The following is a 19,662-nucleotide window of genomic DNA, read 5'->3' as shown; positions in this document are numbered from 1 at the left end:
TTGACTCGCGTCGACGATTACTCGCCGTCAATGTCGGTCGCGACGGCCTCCTCAATAGCCTCGACGCCTTCGACCGACAGATCCTCTTTGCCGTGGCAGAACTTCTTATCGACCCAGCCAGTCAGAATCGGGGCCATGATTGCCGTGATGATGACGGCAGTGGCGATCTGCGCATACGCGGTGGGCGCAAGCTCGGCATAGCGCGGAGCGACCTCGGCGAGGGCGACCGGCGTGGTCATGGCCGTGCCGGCAATGGTGGAGCAGGCAACGGCCGCCTTGCCGTTGCCGCCACACAGGCGCTCGAAGGCAAAGGTAATGGGACCGACGATAAAGAGCGTGATGAGGCCCAGCAAGATGCCGGAAATACCGCCGGTGATAAAGCTCGACAGGCTCATGGACGCACCGAGCTGAAATCCGATGACGGCAATCGCGGGATTGGCACCGGGAACCAGCAGGTTCTTGATAAACGGGAACAGGTTGCCCAAAACCATGCCAATAACGAGTGGCAAGATGGAGCCGATAATGGTGCCAATGGGAATGTTGGCGAGGCCGGAAACACCGAGGATGATCATCGTGACGGCAGGGCCGGCCGTAAAGAACAGGATACCGACGGCGCCCTGCTCGGACTCATCGCCGAACTCGCCCATGATGCCCGTATAGAGCGCCATGTTGCAAAACGTGATGCCGCCGATGATAGACACGGAGCTCAGACCCAGGAAGTTGTCGTTAAAGAAATATGCCACGCCCAGGCCGAGAGCCGCTGCGACGACCAGCTTGGGGATCAGCACGACGATGCCGGTCTTGATGGCGCCCGGCGTGGACTTAAAGCTGATGCCGGCGCCCACAAACAGCAGGATCGCGGCGACGATGGTATTGGACCCACCGCGGCAGGCAGCCGTAAAGAAGCCGCCGATCTCAAAAACCTGCGGGCAGAAAGTGTTGAGCAAAAGACCGACGATCATGGGATAGATCATGATGTCGCCCGGGATGCGCGGGACCTTGAATTTCTTTTGCTCGTTGGCGGTTGCTTCCTGTGCCATGAAACCCCCATTTCCGCTGACGGGGTACAAAAGCCCACGTCACGCTTTGCTACAGTAAAGTTTGACCATGGTACCAGAAGAAATAGACCAGCTCGGTGAAAAATTCTACAAGTTGGGATGGAACGAGATTCGGCGCCCGCGACGCCAGCCCTATATAAGGCTCAAGACAATATAGAGTACGATGCCCGAGACGCAGCACCACAGCATCGATTTTGTCTTGACCGCCACGACCACGACGCCGGCGGCCGCAATCCAGGGAACCAAGGCAGGCCAGAGTCCCGCGTCGAACGCGCTGGGACTCACCAAGTCGTTGGCGACCAGCGCGGCAAAGGCAGCGGGCGGGATATAGCCCAGGGCCTCGGTAATGCGGGGCGACAGGGTCCGCCCGCGCAAGGCGAACGCCGGCGCGGTGCGAAAGAACGCGATAGCAGCCCACGACGACAGCCACAGAACCAAGAACTCGTTAACGGGCATCGCGGGCACCTCTTCCGTCAAATACAGCATCGCACGCCAGCGCAATGGCAATACCGGCCACGACGCTTGCCGGCACGGCAATATTCGCGAGGCCCAAGAACTTGCATACGGCGACGAACACCGCGCCCGAAACCGCCGCGACAACGTTGCCGCGCGACAGCCGCTGCGAAAAGAGCAGGCAGATAAAGAGCGAGGTGCAGACAAAGGCTGCAATGGCGGTGGGAACATCGACAACGGCGCCGACGATGGCGCCCATCGTACACGAAACGCCCCATGTTGCGATGAGGATCACGTTGAGCACAAAGGACTCGCGCGGGCCCCAATCCTCCCCTTCAACCAACTTGGCAAGCGAGATGCCATATGCCTCCTCGGTAAGTGTCGCGGCAACAGCCAGCGTCTGACGCTTCGAGGCACCCGTCAGATGCGGCGCGATCGATGCCGAGTAAAGCGCAAAACGCGAGGAGATGGCGGCAACGCTCGCGATAATCGAAGGTGTCGGTACGCCCGCCAGCCAAAGATTGCAGATCATAAACTGACCGCTGCCCGTCACAAACGTGCTGCTCAGGGCAAAGACCATCCAGGGCTCCATTCCCGTCTGCCCCATGATCATTCCGCACGGCGCGCCTATTGCAACATAGGTAAGCATCACTGGCCAGACGGTTCTAACGATTTTGAGCACCATACGCTTCTCATCCTTACAAGGTCTCCGAGCCGCATGTAGCGACACGGCAGAATCATCATCCGACAGCAACCGAGTTCACCTACAATTGCCACCGGATCGAAAGACACAACTTTTTAGGAAGTCATTATGACAGCTATCGATCGAGACCGGGCGCGCGCGGCCTTCAAAAGCTACACCGATGCCTACGACGCCACCAACCCACGCATCGCGCTCAAAATCGAGCATACGTACCACGTGGCCGAGGCATGCGATGCCGTAGCGCGCGAGCAGGGCTGGTCGTCAGAAGATATTGACCTGGCATGGCTTTGCGGCCTGCTACACGATATGGGCCGCTTTGAGCAGCTGCGACGCTGGGACACCTTTAAGGACGCCGAGAGCATGAGCCATGCGGCGCTGGGCATCGAGGTCCTCTTTGGCGAGAATCCCGCCGATGCACCCGCCGTAACGAGCATCCGCGACTTTATCGATGACCCGGCAGAAGATGAGCTCATCCGAGCGAGCATTGCCTATCACAGCGATTTCCGTCTACCCGCGCAGCTCGACGTGCGCACGCGAAGCTTCTGCGATATCGTGCGCGATGGTGACAAGATCGACATTATGCGCACCATCGCCAACAGCACCGTCGACACCATCCTCAAGGTGGACGAGAAGACGTTTCTCGGCAGCCGTTTCTCGTCGCCGACACTCGCCGCCTTTGACGAGCACCGCTGCGTCGCACGCGATGAACGCAACGAGCCCGCAGACTACCTGGTGGGACTCATCTGCTTTATGTTTGAGCTCGTCTATCCGGCAAGCCGTGCGCTGGCGCGCGAGCAGGGCGATATCTACCGACTGCTCGACGCACCCTTTGGCATTGTGCGCCCCTTTACCGATCCCGCCACGCAGGCGACCTGGGAGCGCCTAAAGGACGAGATGCGCGACTGGCTGGCGCGCGCCTAGCGCTCAAGCTGGGCCAGCAGCTCCTCGACGACCTCGACGGCGTCCCCAACAACCTTGTACTGGGCAGCACCAAAAATGGGGGCATCCGGGTCCTCGTTGATGGCGATAATGCACTCCGCCCCACCGATGCCGGCAAGATGCTGGATGGCGCCCGAAACACCGATACTCACGAGAAGCTTGGGCGAAACCGATACGCCGGTCTGGCCAATCTGATGGCGATACTCCAACCAGCCGGCCTCCACGACAGGTCGCGTGCAGCCAAGCTCGGCTCCCAGAGCCTCGGCGAGCCTTCGCATCAGCGGCAGGTTTTTCTTGGAACCAATGCCGCGACCCACCACGACCAGGCGCTCGGCATCGGCGATCGAGGCCTGCTGCCCCCACTCCTCGGCGGGAATCGAGATCTCGACACGGGCCTTAGCATCATCCGCAAGCGATATCTGGGTGATCGTGCCGGAGCGGCCGTAGTCAAAGTCGGGTGCCTTAAAGATGCCGGGACGAACCGTTGCCATCTGGGGACGATGATTGGGGCAGACGATGGTGGCCATCAGGTTGCCGCCAAACGCCGGACGCGTCTGTTGCAGCAGTCCCGTCTCCGTATCCATCGAAAGTACGGTGCAGTCAGCCGTAAGGCCCGTCTGCAAGCGCACGGCAACGCCGGGTGCCAGTTCGCGGCCAAAAGCGGTCGCACCGTATAGGATGGCCTCGGGTTTGCGTTCGGCTACCAAATCGCAGATCAAGCGGGCGTAGACCTCCGCATCGTTCTGACGCAAACGCTTGTCGCGACAGGCCAGGACTTCGTCGGCGCCTGCGCAAACCAGATGCTCCAGGTCACCGAGAGAACCCTCGGGGGCCATACCGACCAGTGCCACCAGACGGCAGCCGCGAGCATCGGCAAGCTCGCGGCCTTTGCCCATAAGCTCATAGGCAACGGGAGTCACCGTATCGTGCTCGTCGGTCTGCGCGAACACCCAAATGTCTCGATATGCATCAAGGTCCACCGCACCAGCGGCCTCGTCACGCTCGATCGAGATAGCGTTGACGGGGCAGGCGTCGACGCACCCGCCGCATAGGATGCAGCCGTCGGTTACGCGTGCGCAACGGTTGGGCCGCTCGCCTTCCACTACGATACCGCCCGAGGCGCAGGCGCGAACGCAGCGACCGCAGCCGATACAGGCTTCGCTATCGATAATCAGTCCGCTCATCTACGCCATCCCCTCGATAATCTTGGCAAGTTTTGCCGCCTGCTCGGACGCCGTTCCGTCAACGGCCTCGCACGTTTGGTCACGGTCGGGCACAAACGAGCGCACGACCTGCGTCGGCGACCCGGCAAGACCGCAGCGCGCGGGGTCGGCGTCTACGTCGGCAGCGTTGACCACGCGCACGTCCGCCTCCTCGGCCGCACGAATACCGGCAATACTCGGCATGCGCAGCTGGCCAATCTCCTTGGCAGTCGTCATCGCGCACGGCATCTCCAGGTACACCGTCTCCTCGCCGGCATCGCAGCCGTGAACAAGCGCCAGCGAGCCGCACGTCGTAAAGCCCGCGCTTTGCACGCAGCTCACGTCGGTCACGCAGGGAATCTCAAAGGCACCGGCAAGCTCGGGACCAATCTGAGCCGTATCGCCATCCACCGCCATCTTGCCGCAGATGAGCAGGTCGAAGTCCTCGTCGAGCGCCTCGATGCCGCACTTGAGGGCATAGGTGGTTGCCAGGGTATCGGCACCTGCAAAGGCGCGATCGGTTAGCAGCAGCGCGTCGTCGGCGCCTCGAGCGATGCAGTCGCGCAGCAGCGACTCGGTCGCGGGGATGCCCATCGACACCACCGTCACGCGCACATCCATGCCAAAGCCGATAAAGTCGTCCTTCAGCGCCAGCGCGCATTCCAAAGCGCTCGCATCAAAGGGATTAATGACCGCCTGCTTGCCATCGCGCACGATGGTATTGGTCTTGGGGTCCATCTTGACCTCGGTGCTGCCCGGCACGGCCTTGACGCACACCACCATATGGAAATCGCTCATCTTCACGCGCCCCCTTTCTGGACGAGCTCATCCAAGAGCTTCTCCGAGAACAGGTTGCCGCGACCCAGCTGCCCGTCGGGATCGAGCTGGAGCTTGAGCCGCGCCGACTCGACCATGGCCTCGTGACCGTACATTGTCTCTAAGAAGCCCGCTTTGATCTTGCCGACGCCGTGCTCGGCAGAAACGGCACCGCCCATAGCCGTTACCTCCGCAGCCCACTGGGCAAACAGCTCGCCACCGCGACGGTAGTCCTGCGCATCGCGCGGCAGGATGTTCACATGCAGATGGTTGTTACCGATGTGCCCCCAGGCAGCAGATTCAAGCCCGCTTTCGACCAGTGTGCGGCGATAGAGGGCCACGACATCGGCAAGGCGTGCATTGGGCACCGACATGTCCGAACCCAGTTTGGTGATGGTGGGATCCGTGCGGCGGCGCTCGTCGATAAGCATATTGACGCTCTCGGGGACCGCATGGCGGAAGAACCGCTGGCACTCGCGATCGACCTCGGTGCGCGCGACCCATGTCGCATCGTCGCTGCCGCCCGCAAACTCGAGCACCCATCCCAGGTGGTACAGTTCCTCGGTCGCCTGGGCCTCGTCATCGCAGTCGAGCTCCACGTAGACACAGACCTTCGCCTCTTTGTCGAGCGCCGGCAGCGAGGCAAACGCCGTCGACTGCTCGCGCTGGCGACGTAGAATATCCAGGGCGCCCGCATCGAAATATTCGATGGCAGCCGCGTGGGACAGGACGGGGCGCACGGAATCAGTAAAGGACACGGCCTTGTCTTCGCTATCGAAAAAGCAGCTCACACCCCAAACGACCGCAGGCGCCGTCTGCAGGGCAATCTCGAGCTCGGTGATAACGCCGAGCGTGCCGCAAGCACCGATAAAGAGGTCGATGGCGTCCATTTCGTCCGCAACGAAATAGCCTGAGGCATTTTTTGTCTTGGGCATGGTGTAGTCAGGAAGATCGAGCTCGAGTGCACGGCCCGCTGCCGTCACGAGCGACAGGTGGCGGCCCTGGGCAAAAGCCTCGCCGCGCTGAAGCTCAAGCAAATCGCCATCAGCCAGCGCGACGTGGAGTCCCGTGATATGCGGGCGCATGGGGCCGTAAGCGTAGCTGCGGGCGCCGGAGGCGTTGCATGCCGCCATGCCGCCCAGACAGGCAGACGCCTCGGTGGGATCGGTGGGAAAGAACTGCTCGGGGGCCTCTTGGAACTCCTCGTAGGCCTCAAACGATGCCTGGTCCCAACCAGCAGTCGGCAGCACCTTCTTGCTCAGCTGCTTGCGCAGCTCCGAGAGCACAACGCCCGGCTCCACGCGCAGCAGAAATTGGCCTTGTTCATCGCGGCGAAGGCCCAAGTAGCGATTCATACGGGAAGTATTGAGGATATGCCCGCCGTGGGGCACGGCACCGGCGGCAAGGCCGGTTCGGGCGCCCTGAACCGTTACCGGGACACGCTCGGCATGGAGCTTTTCCAAAATGGCACGGACCTCGTCTTCCGTTGTCGGAAACGAGATGCTCGAGGCCTCGCCCGATGCGCGAGACTCATCGCGACCATACTCTTCGAACTCGTCGGTGAAGGGTTTGATGGTTGCAGACACGCGAACTCCCCCTTTAGCTAACTACAGTGTTTGCAGGGAGATGTTACCGCATCGTTTCGTCGACGTGTTCGAGACCGTCTCCATAATTGGCGATTTTTACGTTCGTGCAATTCGGCGAGCGGCTTGATTTCCTCGGCAGACGATGCTTTTGACACATATGGCCCGCCGTCGCCGACCGCGCGATTGTCACTCGAAAAAAGTTGGAGTATTTTTTGCCGCCTTTTACCTGCGGAGACACCAATCCGTCAAGCATTTGGTCAGAAATTGGTCAAGTAGCGGCTGATACGGTCGGCATCGACAGCCAAAACCGATAGAAGTTTTGGCCCAGAAGCAGGGAGGTTCCCATGGCATATTACTGGCCCCAGTACGGCATCGCCATCGAAGTCGACGACGATCCCCATCTCCTGCCTTTCGACGAAGAGGCATTCCCCGATACGACGGTCTACCACGTTACCACCGATGTGATCTGCGACCCCGAGTCGTTCTCGGCGCTCGCCCACCACATCGCGCATATCCACGACATCGAGCTCCCTCCCGACTTCGACGAGCTCGTCTACTCGCGCCGTCTGATGCTTCACATGCTCTTTGGAGCGGACCCGTCAACCTTTGCGCGCATCTATACCGCCAAGGATGCCGCATGAGCGCGAAGAGGCCACCCCACTTTGCAGGCCTGGGGCGTCGCAAGAAGCTCATCGCTGCCTGTCTGGCCATCGTCTGTGCCCTTGTCGCCGTAGGACTATACGCTTGGCAGTCGCAGCCCGTACCCGAGGCGGGCGCTTCGGTCACGACGGCCGAGGGCAAAACGCGTCAGGAAATCCAAGATGAGCTCGACGCCATCGTCCGCGACAACATGATGACGATTTCGGTCGCGCCGGTCGCTCAGCTGCAGGAGGACGGCAAGCTGCGCGTCAACGTGCAAAACGTCCAAGACAATAAATTTCCCCAGCGATTCCGCGTCATCCAAAACGACGAGACCATGTACGAATCCGGTGTGGTCGAGACCGGCAAGACAATCGAGACGTGCCCCGCCGGCGACATCAAAGAAGGCGAGGCGTACATCGAGATCCAAGCACTCGATGCCAAGACCCTCGACAGCCACGGCAATCCGACACGTGTCAAGGTACGGGTTGAGCAAGCCGAGAACTAGCCTTCCGGCCGACGCGGCACCGCATGCAATTCACCAGCATTCGTCCAATCATCGCGGGGACGGCCCGCGGCGAATAGAAAGGAACGACCATGGACATCACCAGGAACATGAACGGAGTCAGAGCGCTCGTCGTGGGCACAGGGCTCGCGCTCGCGCTCGCAATGGGCGCCGCCCCGACGCCAGCTATGGCAGCCGGGCGCGTTGGAACCACGAAGGTAATGGTCAGGACCGAGATCGACAACGTTGAGTTCAAAGTTCCGACGGTTATTCCCTTCGTCGCCAAGGCCGACGGCACGCTTCAGGGCCCCTCAGAAGACGCGACCACCATCGACAATCATTCGGCCTACGGCATCCATGTCACCAACGTGAAGATCGACGCCATGAACACCTGGACCATTGCCGCCGACGCCAAGGCCGGAACCGCGCAGAACTCCATCGACTTTAAGGTCGGCCCCGACGGCGCGCTCCAGAACGCCAGCGCCGCAATGCAGGGGACGGGCCTCGATCTTTCCAAGAATGCAGCCTTCGACATGGGCTACCAGGGCATTGCCGGCGGCACGGACAAAATCAAGCTCAAGACAAGCGGAAACGTCGCCCGCGTCACGCGCGACATCTTCCGCGTAACCGGCGAAGGCGATCAGGTTGCGACGATCACCTGGACGGTCGAGCCCGGTGCGCACACGGTATAAGGCCGTCGCCCTGGCCGCCGCCGTCAGCATCCTAGCGTTTGGGCCAGCCATGGCCTTTGCCCAGCAAGAACAGGCGCAGGCCGCCACGCAAGTGACGGTCGACCTCTCGGAGCTCGACCGCGGCGACCGCGAGGAACCGTTGGCGCAGACAGGCGACAGACGATGGCTCTTGGCAGCAGGCGCCACAGCAGCAGGCGCAGGAACCGCCGGCCTCGGTCTGCACATCAAACGCAGCCAGAAACAAAACATGGACAGGCCGCACTAAATTAGCTAAGGAGACCCCATGGCATCGAAGAACCTTTTGCCCGTCGTCGCACTCTGCGGCGCGCTCGCAACCGGAACGCCTGTCGCCGCTTGGGCGACTCCCGTCATGGCAGACTCCTTATCAGCAGCCCTAATCTCCGCACCAAATCCGTCGAGCGCCATTGCGTGCAAGCGTTTTTCGATCGCACAGGCCGCAATCTCAACCTCGGGATGCCTTCGTCGTAATACGGACGGCTCGATAGTCGTGGATATCAATCGTTCGAACAAGGCAAACGGCTCCCAGGCGGGGTGCGCCGTCTGCACGTGGCGCTCGGTTGTGCTCGATGCAGATGGCGATCCATGCAATTTAGAGCTGCGCATCGACATCGCTTCGGTCGATGACTCGGCGAACGGAGCGAAGGTCGTCTTCGACGGTGCGTTTTTCGAGAAAGGAGGCGGTATATGTCTGGGCTGCGCCGCCGCGAATGCAGACGACACGCAGCCCACCCTCTCATTCACGGCATCGTTGCAGCTGACCAAAGCCGGCACCGATGCCGTCGCGGCGGGAGAAGCGTCCCTGCTGTTCTACGCCGTCAGCACCAAAGACACAGACGCTCATTTCGAGAAGTCAGACGGATCACTCAGCCTTACACGAGGGATAGAGGCAGGCCCTATTGAAATCGATGCCCACGCGCAAAGCAGGCAACGCATTCTTGCCGACCCGGCGCTTCTCGAAATGGAGTGGAACGGATCCGGAGCCATCGGAATTCTCCCCTCCGCGCTTGACGCCAAGACGCTCCCCTCAAACGACGAACCCATCAACGCAACCACACAAGAAGAGAGCGCGGACAAAGAAGCAGGTGCGGGCGACACGCCGTCGCCGACAAACAGCGTCCCAGCTTCTTTCGAAGCACCGAATGAGCCCGCTACCGATCCAAGCGATCCCGAGCTCGCGGACAGTCTGAGGTTTGCTGATCCTCAAGAGATCGATGAAGGCAACTGCTGCGTGCTTGCCGCGCTCGACCACACGGAGGTCATCGACGCTGCGAACATCGAAGTTGCCGCCGCCAATCAGCCCGTCCGCAAGTCGGCCATCATCGCATTTCCCGAATCCATCGAAGTCGTCTTTTTGCCATCGGGCGAGGTCGTGGCCCCAACACTGCTCACCCTGTTGGGCGCCAAGAATACTCGAAACGAAATTAAAAAGGTCACGGTTGTCGACCCTGCAACCACCGCTAAACTGCGTCTATACGCCGTTGCTCCAGACGGAGGCAAGACCCTGGAATTCGATGGCGACACACTCCTAGCCTGGCGACGTCTGGACATTATGCAAGACGTCTCGTATCAGATCGAACTCGAAGGGTTTGATCGTGCCCGTGATGCCAATATCATCGCTGCGGCTATTGAATCCCCACAGCGGCTTATGACACTGCGCTTTGACTACTATCCCTATGTCCCGACAACCACCTGAGACTTAAATGCTGCGCATCATTCCTAATACCACTTATATAACGTATTAGATGAGTCGCGATGTGCCTCGCATTTCGTTCTGCTACGATTGCCACGTTGGCATCAATACAGGAGGGCTCATGCCGGGCTTGGGAACAATCATCAACGTTGTGCTTTTAGTTGCGGGCGGTCTTTTGGGATTAGCGGGCGGCCGCTTCATTACACCGCGCATCCAAGACACGCTCATGAAAGCATCGGGGCTGTGCGTCCTGTTTATCGGCCTGGGCGGCACCATGCAAAAGATGCTCGTCATCGATGGAAAGGCGCTGTCGACCACCGGTACCACCATGCTCATCGTCTCATTTGCGCTCGGTTCGCTCATCGGCGAGGCCGTCAACTTGGAAGCCGCCATCGAGAACCTTGGCGAATGGCTCAAGCGCAAGACTGGCAGTGAGGGCGATAACGAGTTCACCAACGCTTTTGTCTCGACATCGCTGACCGTCTGCATCGGTGCCATGGCTATCGTGGGATCAATCCAAGACGGTCTGCTCGGCGACTGGTCCACACTCGCCCTCAAGGGTGCGCTAGACTGCATCATCGTCTGCACCATGACGGCCTCGCTTGGCCGCGGCTGCATCTTCTCCGCCCTGCCCGTCGCCGTGTTCCAGGGGACGATCACACTGTTTGCCGGCGCACTCTCCCCCATCATGACCACGGCAGCCCTCGACAGCCTTTCGCTCGTAGGCTCCATGCTCATCTTCTGCGTCGGCGTCAACCTCATCCGTCCTCAGACCTTCCGCACGGCCAATATGCTCCCCTCCGTCGTCATCGCCGTCATCTACGCCCTCCTGTTCTAAATCTATCTACGCAGCAGTATCTCGAACACCTGTTTGATGCTGTGCTATGATATGAGGTCACCGAAGCTGCGTTAGGAGAGGAGAAGCGGTGGCCGACCAGGACATCAAGATGCTCATCGAGCGCATTATGGCCGAGGCCCGGACCCATCAGTCCGCCCGCTTCTCTAACGAAATCTACGCAGACGAGCCGATTCTCAAAACCGGCCGACAGATGCAGAATTTCCTCCCCGACCAGTACCGCAAAATGCGCGAGATATCGCGCTGGCAGGATGACCCCAAGGGCGGCGCGGGTCGTTGGCTTTCGGAAGCCGAGCTTTTCTACCGCCAAGGCCTGCTGATGGCCGACTTTGAGGACGACTGCCCCTACAACGGCACCTTTAAGTCGTACTTTCCCACCTACAATGCCATGAGCGATCGACAGTTGCGCGGCTACTTTACCTGGCGTACCCAAGTGCGCCGCGGAACCGTCGAGGAAACGTCTACGTCCTTTGCCTTTCTGTATCTCTATGAGCTGATTTGCGGCATTGGCGTAGATAATCCGCTCGATGGTTTTAACAAGATCAAGGCCTTTTGGGATGTCTATCGCGCCTTCGAGCCCGGCATCGACCGGTTTGCGCGCGTGTGGCTGCAGGATTACGCCGTGTTCCACGGGCTCGACCCCAAGCTGCTTCGCGACTCTAAAACCGTCATGTTCGATAACGCCCTTATCGAGCTGCGGCGCGCGGCACGAGACCTTGTACCAGCACCGGCACCGTCCGGCCAGACCCCTAAGCGTCGCAAAATCTCCGAGCCCACGCTCCCCCTTCCGCCCGATGAGGTGCGCGAGGAACGACTCATGGCCGCCATCAACGCCCTCTCCACGTACAACCTAAGTAACTCGCGGCTCGACCGCAGCCACCACTGCGATCTGCGCCACGTGGCATGCGCCGTGTATGTCCGTATGGCGCGCTACTATGACACGCACCGAAAGACCGGCATCGTGGCGAGTTTATTTGGGGAGGAGACGGCCATGCCCTACACCATGTTTGCCTCGGCCGTATTCTTTGCGCCCGAGCGCCACGAGGACTGCGAATACCGCCTGAATCCTATCCATATCTACCGTTGCCAAAACGGCTTTTGGGAATGCATGCGTATCCACGGCAGCAGGCAAAAGAGCAGCAAGCTCGGTGAAATGATGCGCGCCTGCGACCAACGCCTACGCCTGGCGCTGGACCCCGCCCATCCCCTTAAGGAAGAAAAGGTCCCCAAATATCTGGCCAAGATTATCGATGACGAGATTGTGGCATGGCTTTCGTGGGACGCCGCACACCAGCCCGTCAAGATCGATATCGATCTGAGTCAGCTGGGGCACATTCGGAACGCCGCTGCGCAAACGCGCGAAGCGCTTTTGATCGATGAGGAACGCGAGGACGGCACGCTTGCGGATGCCGAGGTGACAGTTGCCGAACGACGGGAAGCCAAGCCCGTGGCCGGCACGATCGCCGAACCAGTCGCGACGACCATGCAGCAGGACGAGGCTAGCGAGCCGACCATCTCCACCGAGCAGTTTGGCGTCGTGGCCCCGCTCCTCGCACCAGCACCCACGTCCGCTGACACCGCGTCCGCACTCGATCCCGCCGCAGACGCCTATCTTCGAGCACTACTCGAGCAAAACGCAGTGCAGACGGCATCGGCGGTGGCGCAGTCGGGCAAGAGTGAGGACATGCTTGTCGATACCATCAACGAGGCGCTCTTTGACCTGATGGGAGACACCGTTATCGAATTCGGCGCGGCAGGGCCGCAGATTATCGAGGACTACGAAGCAGACGTGAGAGGATACCTAAACCATGAGTGATACCGCATCCGCAGCACCCCGCGTGCCCAAGCGCGTCGCTGCCGTCATTCTCAACTCGCTCAAGGGCGGCGTGGTCCCGCGCATCGGCCTTCCTTACATCACCGTAGGGCGCGAGGTCGAGATCCGCGCCCTGCTCACCGACCTGAGTCTCATCGCCGACGGTGGCGCGAGCTTCCGCTTTCTGGTCGGTCGTTACGGCGCCGGCAAGAGCTTTTTGCTCCAGACCATCCGCACGCACGCCATGGGCGAGGGATTCGTCGTCGCTGATGCCGACCTGTCGCCCGAGCGCCGCCTGCAGGGCGGTCAGGGACAGGGCCTTGCCACCTACCGCGAGCTCATCCGCAATATATCGACCAAGACGCGCCCCGAGGGCGGTGCGCTCAACCTTATCCTGGATCGCTGGGTCGCCTCGTGTGCCGATGCCGACGAGCCTGCCGTCAATGCCCAACTGGCGCCGCTCGAGGAAATGGTCCACGGCTTTGACTTCACCCGCATGCTCCGCCGCTACCGCGCGGCCGTATCCGAGGGCGACGAAGAAGCTATGAGCCGCGTGACCAAATGGATCCGCGGCGAATACCGCACCAAGAGCGAGGCTCGCGCCGAACTGGGGTCCTCAACCATCATCAGCGACGATGACTGGTACGACTACGTCAAACTCATTGCGCGCTTTTTGGTCTGCAGCGGCTACAAGGGCATGCTGGTGCTCATCGACGAGCTCGTGAATCTGTATAAGATTCCCAACGCCATCACACGCCAATACAACTACGAGAAGATCCTGACCATGTACAACGACACGCTCCAGGGCAAGGCGCAGTACCTGGGCATGATCATGGGCGGCACGCCAACCTCCATCGAAGACCGCCGCCGTGGCGTGTTCTCCTACGAGGCCCTGCGCAGCCGACTCGCTCAAGGCCGCTTTGCACGCGAGGATCTTAAGGACATGCTCGCGCCCATCATCCGCCTGCAGCCACTCACCTACGAGGAGTTGCTGGTGCTGATCGAAAAACTCATGCAGATCCATGCTGGCTACTTTGGCTGGACGCCCACGCTTACCGAGAACGACTTGGTAGACTTCCTCAAGATCGAGTTCGGTCGTGTGGGAGCAGACACGCATCTGACGCCGCGTGAGGTCATCCGTGACTTTATCGAGCTGCTCGATATCCTGTGCCAGAATCCCGATGCAAACGTGGCTGAGTTGCTGCAAAGCGTCGGCGGCGTCACGCTGGCGCCGCCAGCTGCAACAGGCGACACCGGCACCGCAGACGGCAACCGCAACTTCGCCGAATTCACCATCTAACCTGCCAAAAAGGGACAGGTTTATTTTGGCAGGTTTTATCTGGGCGAACGTTGAAGCAGTAATGCAGCAAGCCACTGCTCGCCGCGTTGAGAGATTCGCTTTTGAAAGGAGGCCTCATGAACGCCTTTGACCGCTACGCCCCGTTTATCCAAGACTTCATCTACTCCCACGATTGGGAGAGCCTGCGCTCCATTCAGGTTGCGGCGGCAGATGCCATCTTTAACACACAAGACAATGTACTCCTGACGGCATCCACAGCTTCCGGCAAAACCGAAGCAGCCTTCTTTCCCATCCTGACCGAGTTTTGGGAGAACCCGCCCGCAAGCGTGGGCGCCCTCTACATTGGCCCCCTCAAGGCGCTCATCAACGACCAATTCGTCCGCCTCAATGACCTGTGCGAAGAAGCCGACATCCCCGTCTGGCACTGGCATGGCGACGTCTCGCAATCGCACAAGGCCAAACTCATCAAAAAGCCGAGCGGCATCTTGCAGATTACACCCGAGTCGCTCGAGGCGCTCTTGATCCATAAGCACATGGCGATCCCGCGCATGTTCTGCGACCTGCGCTACGTGGTTATCGACGAGGTCCATTCGCTCATGCGCGGCGACCGTGGCGGGCAAACGCTCTGCCTTATCGAGCGACTCTCGCGCATGGCCGGCGTGCAGCCTCGCCGCATTGGCCTTTCGGCCACCATCGGCGACCCCGAGCGCACGGGTGCCTTTCTCTCGCAGGGAACGGGACGCGACTGCGTTATCCCCCGTTTTGAGGAACCGCGTCGCGTGTGGCGCATCTCCATGGAGCACTTCTACAACTCGGGTCCCCAGGCACAGCAGCGGGGATTCGAGAGCACGGGTCCTCAAGAGGCCGAAGTGCTTGCGTGCGAGCGCATCGAGGCGGCGGCATCCGCGGCACTGCCCGCCGGCGCCCAAGACATGCGTCACAGCGGACAACTCACACAAGAGGAGCGCCGTCAACGTCGCGAGCAGGCGCGGGGCAAGGCCGCTCCCAAAGACCGTCGCACTTCCTCGGCCCCCGAGGGCGAAGTCGACATCCCACGAGCGGCCGAGCAGGCGCTTCTCAACCCCACCGACACGGCACCCGACAACGCCGACCCCGGTATGGGCTACATCTTTGAGCATACGCGCGGCCGCAAGTGCCTGGTCTTTGCCAACTCGCGCGAGGAGGCAGAGGCCGTGTGCTCCATGCTGCGCAGCTACTGCGAAAGTCGACACGAGCCCGACCGCTTTCTCATCCACCACGGCAACCTTTCGGCATCGCTGCGCGAGACGGCCGAGGAGCTCATGCGCGACGAGGAGCAGGCGCAGACAACCGTCACCACCTCTACGCTGGAGCTCGGTATCGATATCGGCCGCCTGGAGCGCGCCTTCCAGATTGACGCGCCGTTTACCGTCAGCTCCTTTTTGCAGCGTATGGGCCGCACAGGCCGTCGCGACCTTCCGCCCGAGATGTGGTTTGTCATGCGCGAGGAAGAACCCGAGCCGCGCACGATGATGCCCGAGACCATTCCTTGGAAGCTCCTGCAGGGCATCGCGCTTGTACAACTCTATCGCGAGGAAAAGTGGGTCGAACCGCCCGAGCTCGATCGACTCCCCTACAGTCTGCTCTATCACCAGACCATGTCGACCCTCGCCAGCACCGGAGAGCTCACGCCGGCCGAACTTGCCCAGCGCGTGCTCACACTGAGCTATTTCCATCGCATCTCGGCCGATGACTATCGCGTGCTGCTGCGTCACCTCATTAAGATCGACCATATCCAGGTCACCGAGGGCGGCGGGCTCATCGTGGGTCTCGCGGGCGAGCGCATCATCAACAACTTTAAGTTCTATGCCGTGTTCCAGGAAAACGAGGAGTTCACTGTTCGCAGCGAGTCGGCCGAGTTGGGCACGATCGTCAATCCCCCACCGCCCGGTGAGCGCATCGCCATTGCAGGCCATTGCTGGATTGTCGAGGAAGTGGACTGGAAGCGTCATACCGTCTTTGCCACGCAGGTCAAGGGCCGTGTGCCGGCCTACTTTGGCGACTGCCCCGGTGACATCAATACACACGTACTCGAGCGCATGCGCAAGGCGCTCAACGAGCATGCGGCATATCCGTATCTCATGGGCAACGCACGGGCACGTCTTGCACAGGCTCGTCATACCGCCGAGATTTCGGGTGCGGGAACTAAGCCGCTCATCAACCTGGGTGGCGACACCTGGGTGCTCTTCCCCTGGTTGGGCAGCTACGCCTTCCTAGCACTTGAGCGCATGCTTAAAATCAAATGCGCTGCTGAGTTAGGCCTTCGCGGACTCGACCCGTCACGCCCGTACTTTATGCAGTTTAAGATGAAGGCCGACGAGGAGACGTTCTTTGAAGTGCTCGCCGCCGAGGCCGAGAAGGACTTCGATCCCATCGAGCTCGTCTATCCCGGCGAGGTGCCTTACTTTGATCGTTACGATGAGTTCGTTCCCGAAGAGCTCGTGCGCAAGGGCTTTGCCGAAGGCGTGCTCGACATCGAAGACATGAAGCAGCGCGTTCTCGGCTGGCGCGACCACGCCTAAGACCAGTCTTTTTGGGACGGGGAGACTTATTTGTCGTGAAGGACGGTGCCGAGGAAGTCGGTGTCGAAGGGCACGGCTTCGGCAAAGGCGTAGTTGCCGTCGCTGGCGATGAGCAGGTAGTTTTCCTCGCCGCCGAACTCCGCATCGCCACATGGGACCACCCAGGCGTGGGCGAATACCTCGAGTGCCGTGGCAGCGCAATCACGCAGGAACGTCACATCGCCTCCCTCGTTTGCGCTCACGATATTGGCAACGTAGATACCCCCGGGGTTCAAGCTACCCCGCACCAAACGCAGCGCCTCAACGGTCGCCAGCTCGCGCACGGGCTCGGCACCGCCAAAGCAATCGCTCACGATCACGTCGTAGCGACGATGCCCCACGCTCGTCACGCCCAGGTACGAACGCGCCTCGGCAGTAATCACCCGTAGGCGATCGCCCGCCGTGCGCTCCAGCTCGTCTAGGTAGAACCAGCGGCGGGCCAGACGCGTAATCTCTCCGTCATACTCGATGACGTCCATGCGCAAACCCTCGTGCGACATCAGTGCAAACTTGGGATAGGCAAACCCGCCGCCACCCAGCATGAGCATACGGCTGATACCGTGACCATAAACGTCGCGCATCGCATCCTCGGCCTCAAACACGTCGTCAAACGCACGATAGTACGCAAAGGCGGGCTCAGCCCAACGCTCGCCAACGTAACTCGCGCTTTGGTAGACGCCGCCTTGCACCAATACGCGGACTTCGTCGCCGCCCTCGTCGTGCACGCGCTTCACACGCGCCAACCCATTGCAGGTTCGCGCAACCTGCAGACAGGCAGCACGAACAGCGACAGCGGCCGCACCAAGCGCCGCGGCTCCCAGAGCAACGCCGGCAACGACGCCGGCAGAAACACTCGGCTTGTTCATCTAGAGCTCCTTTTGCAGATAAAGGCCATGGTCATAAAAACCAAGATGGCGATAGTACTCGCGCGTACCGATCGCGCTGATCACGTTGATGCGCGCATAGCCGGCATCCCGGGCAATCTCGCACGCACGCTCTACGAGCAAACGCCCCAACCCGTGATGCTGCGCCGCCTGGCCCTGATCGCCCACGCGCGCCGCCATGCCATACACGTGCACCTCGCGAATCATTGCCTCCTCCGGCATCGTCGGCAACTCGTCCGCGTGCGCGGCAACAAACGCGCGGTCGGGCAGGGACAGGCGCAAAAAGCCCGCGATTTTGCCCTGCGGTGTCACCCACTGCAAAAAGCGCTCGTGCGTCACCGGCGTCTCGTACGCCACCCCCTCGTCAAGGGTCAGCTCATCCAGGTCGGCACCCGCCGTACTGATCTCGCGATAGCGAATCTCACGCACCGTCGTGCCTTCCCCACGAGCCGCCAAGCGGTTTTCGACGAGCTGACGCAGGTTGGGCTTCTTGTTGCCCACCATGATGTCGTCGGAGCTAAAGTCGCGGATCATGCGACTGATGCGGCAGAACGCCGGCGTCACCACGATGTCATCGGCCAACACATCAAGCAGCTCTTCCTCGGTATAGGGGCGCCACTCGCCACGCTCATAGCAGCCCACCAGACGCGAGCCCTCGATGAGCGCGCACGGGTAGACCTTGACCTCGTCGGGCATAAAGGCCCCTTCGGTCATAAAGCGTTCGTAGTCGCGCTTGTCCCCCTCGGGCGTGGCGCCCAGCAAGTTAAGCATAAAATGCGCGTGGATCTTAAAGCCAAACAGGCGCGCAAGCGAAAACGCCCGCTCGATCTGCGCCACCGAAATGCGACGCTCGTTGATATCGAGCAGGTGCTGGTCGAGGCTCTGGATACCCATCTGGATCTTGGTGCAGCCCAGGCGGCGGATGAGCGTAAGCGCCTGCGGCGTTACAGCATCGGGGCGCGTCTCGATAACGAGTCCCACCACGCGATGCTTCGCCGTCTCGTTGATGCGCTGCTGACGCTCGAGCTCCTCCATCGTTGCCGTCTGCCACTCAGTGACCTCGCCCCACGGCGTACCGGGACCGTACAGACGACACACCGCACGGTTATAGCCGCCCACGGCAGCATCCACACGCCCCTGCTCGTCGGCAACGCCGGCAGCAAGCTCGACCTCGTCTGTCGCAATGCCGGCGGCCCGATAGCGCTCGCGGCGCTCTGCTACCACAGGCGGCAGGGCATCGGCGGGAGCGTCATCGAGCAGACGCCCTGCCTCGGCACGGCTGACGCCCGGACGCGCCAACATGGGGTTTGCCGCCACGCCGGCGACGGCATCGTCATTGAGCGCACGGAATAGCTCCGACATAAACCACGTTTGATACCCTTGCGGATAGTCGCTCCAGGTACCGCCGAGCACAATGAGCTCGATCTTATCGATCGCATGCCCCATTTGCGAAAGCGCCGTCAAACGGGCACTCACCTGCAGATACGGGTCAAAGCAATTTTGCTCCGCACGGGCGCACGCCGGCTCGGCATGCAGATAGCTTTTGGGCATGCGCAGATCGTTGGGACAAAATAGGCAATCGCCCGAGCATGGCCAGGGCTTGGTGATGACGGTAATGGTCGCCACGCCCGAAGCCGTGCGGCGCGGCTTCATGCGCAGCACCTGCAGCAGTTGGCGTTCCAGATCGGAATCGACATTCCACGCAGCCCACCGAGCCGGCTCCTCACGTTTAACCCGCTGGTAGAACGGCAGCAGACGGCGCTTGGCCAAATCGCGTTTGTCGGCACCCTCACGGCGCGCCTCGGCATGTATCAGTTTGACGAGCGCCTTGTCGTCCACGGTCTCGCCGCGACGCAGAGCCTCGAGTATGTTCAAGATAATCTGTTCCATGTCCCCATTGTAAAG

At 60.9% G+C, this 19,662-nt stretch carries 18 protein-coding genes; 10 read left to right on the top strand and 8 right to left on the bottom strand.

Annotated features, from left to right (window positions below):
- Positions 1 to 17: 17 nt before the first annotated feature.
- The 3 genes from DW892_RS04440 to DW892_RS04430 all read right to left on the bottom strand — a co-directional run bounded on the left by DW892_RS04440 (position 18) and on the right by DW892_RS04430 (position 2,160).
- Complete coding sequence (locus tag DW892_RS04440; protein WP_117765994.1) at positions 18 to 1,040, bottom strand: 2-keto-3-deoxygluconate permease; 1,023 nt, start codon at positions 1,038 to 1,040, stop codon at positions 18 to 20.
- A 150-nt stretch (positions 1,041 to 1,190) separates the two neighbouring features.
- On the bottom strand, positions 1,191 to 1,514 hold the full coding sequence (locus DW892_RS04435; protein WP_117765992.1) for an AzlD domain-containing protein: 324 nt from the start codon (positions 1,512 to 1,514) through the stop codon (positions 1,191 to 1,193).
- Complete coding sequence (locus DW892_RS04430) at positions 1,504 to 2,160, bottom strand: AzlC family ABC transporter permease (RefSeq protein ID WP_255415167.1); 657 nt, start codon at positions 2,158 to 2,160, stop codon at positions 1,504 to 1,506. Before DW892_RS04430 ends, DW892_RS04435 begins: the two co-directional genes overlap by 11 nt.
- A 162-nt stretch (positions 2,161 to 2,322) precedes the next feature.
- Between DW892_RS04430 and DW892_RS04425 the strand changes: the two genes are divergently transcribed.
- Complete coding sequence (locus DW892_RS04425) at positions 2,323 to 3,135, top strand: HD domain-containing protein (protein ID WP_117765988.1); 813 nt, start codon at positions 2,323 to 2,325, stop codon at positions 3,133 to 3,135.
- On the opposite strand, the gene DW892_RS04420 is transcribed toward DW892_RS04425, so the two are convergent.
- The 3 genes from DW892_RS04420 to DW892_RS04410 are packed head-to-tail and all read right to left on the bottom strand — an operon-like array spanning position 3,132 to position 6,757.
- Entirely contained in the window at positions 3,132 to 4,337 is a 1,206-nt protein-coding gene (locus tag DW892_RS04420) for an electron transfer flavoprotein subunit alpha (RefSeq protein ID WP_117765986.1), read from the bottom strand. The two genes, DW892_RS04425 and DW892_RS04420, sit on opposite strands and share 4 nt — an antisense overlap.
- Positions 4,338 to 5,153 (bottom strand): electron transfer flavoprotein subunit beta/FixA family protein, encoded by an 816-nt coding sequence (locus DW892_RS04415; protein ID WP_117765984.1) that lies wholly within the window; start codon positions 5,151 to 5,153, stop codon positions 4,338 to 4,340.
- A gap of 2 nt (positions 5,154 to 5,155) precedes the next feature.
- Positions 5,156 to 6,757, bottom strand: coding sequence for an FAD-binding oxidoreductase (locus DW892_RS04410; protein WP_117765982.1), 1,602 nt, complete (start codon positions 6,755 to 6,757; stop codon positions 5,156 to 5,158).
- Positions 6,758 to 7,101: 344 nt separating this feature from the next.
- On the opposite strand from DW892_RS04410, the gene DW892_RS04405 reads away from it, so the two are divergent.
- From DW892_RS04405 to DW892_RS04365, 9 genes are all read left to right on the top strand, one after another.
- Entirely contained in the window at positions 7,102 to 7,398 is a 297-nt protein-coding gene (locus tag DW892_RS04405) for a hypothetical protein (protein ID WP_055287150.1), read from the top strand.
- Positions 7,395 to 7,904: a hypothetical protein gene (locus tag DW892_RS04400; protein WP_117765980.1), complete on the top strand. Its 510-nt coding sequence runs from the start codon at positions 7,395 to 7,397 to the stop codon at positions 7,902 to 7,904. The genes DW892_RS04405 and DW892_RS04400 overlap by 4 nt, the downstream gene beginning before the upstream one ends.
- Positions 7,905 to 7,993: 89 nt before the next feature.
- Positions 7,994 to 8,593, top strand: a complete 600-nt coding sequence (locus tag DW892_RS04395) for a hypothetical protein (protein WP_117765978.1) — start codon at positions 7,994 to 7,996, stop codon at positions 8,591 to 8,593.
- Positions 8,577 to 8,858: a hypothetical protein gene (locus tag DW892_RS04390; RefSeq protein ID WP_117765976.1), complete on the top strand. Its 282-nt coding sequence runs from the start codon at positions 8,577 to 8,579 to the stop codon at positions 8,856 to 8,858. Before DW892_RS04395 ends, DW892_RS04390 begins: the two co-directional genes overlap by 17 nt.
- 18 nt (positions 8,859 to 8,876) lie before the next feature.
- Positions 8,877 to 10,307, top strand: a complete 1,431-nt coding sequence (locus tag DW892_RS04385; RefSeq protein WP_117765974.1) for a hypothetical protein — start codon at positions 8,877 to 8,879, stop codon at positions 10,305 to 10,307.
- A gap of 118 nt (positions 10,308 to 10,425) precedes the next feature.
- Complete coding sequence (locus tag DW892_RS04380; RefSeq protein WP_187364981.1) at positions 10,426 to 11,142, top strand: DUF554 domain-containing protein; 717 nt, start codon at positions 10,426 to 10,428, stop codon at positions 11,140 to 11,142.
- Between the two features lie 88 nt (positions 11,143 to 11,230).
- Entirely contained in the window at positions 11,231 to 12,976 is a 1,746-nt protein-coding gene (locus DW892_RS04375) for a TerB N-terminal domain-containing protein (RefSeq protein ID WP_233546819.1), read from the top strand.
- Complete coding sequence (locus DW892_RS04370) at positions 12,969 to 14,273, top strand: ATP-binding protein (protein ID WP_117765972.1); 1,305 nt, start codon at positions 12,969 to 12,971, stop codon at positions 14,271 to 14,273. The genes DW892_RS04375 and DW892_RS04370 overlap by 8 nt, the downstream gene beginning before the upstream one ends.
- A gap of 116 nt (positions 14,274 to 14,389) precedes the next feature.
- Positions 14,390 to 16,834, top strand: a complete 2,445-nt coding sequence (locus DW892_RS04365; RefSeq protein WP_117765970.1) for a DEAD/DEAH box helicase — start codon at positions 14,390 to 14,392, stop codon at positions 16,832 to 16,834.
- 26 nt (positions 16,835 to 16,860) lie between these two features.
- Here the strand turns inward: DW892_RS04365 and DW892_RS04360 are convergent, their stop codons facing one another.
- Both DW892_RS04360 and DW892_RS04355 read right to left on the bottom strand, forming a co-directional pair.
- The gene (locus DW892_RS04360; RefSeq protein ID WP_117765968.1) at positions 16,861 to 17,739 is read right to left on the bottom strand and encodes a spermidine synthase; all 879 of its coding nucleotides are present in this window, start codon (positions 17,737 to 17,739) and stop codon (positions 16,861 to 16,863) included.
- Positions 17,740 to 19,647 (bottom strand): elongator complex protein 3, encoded by a 1,908-nt coding sequence (locus DW892_RS04355; protein WP_117765966.1) that lies wholly within the window; start codon positions 19,645 to 19,647, stop codon positions 17,740 to 17,742.
- Positions 19,648 to 19,662: the final 15 nt, after the last annotated feature.

The organism is Collinsella sp. AM40-7AC, from assembly GCF_003468125.1.
Taxonomy (GTDB): domain Bacteria; phylum Actinomycetota; class Coriobacteriia; order Coriobacteriales; family Coriobacteriaceae; genus Collinsella; species Collinsella aerofaciens_O.
Note: the sequence above shows the minus strand (reverse complement) of the source record. Positions and strands in the feature narration are given on the sequence as shown.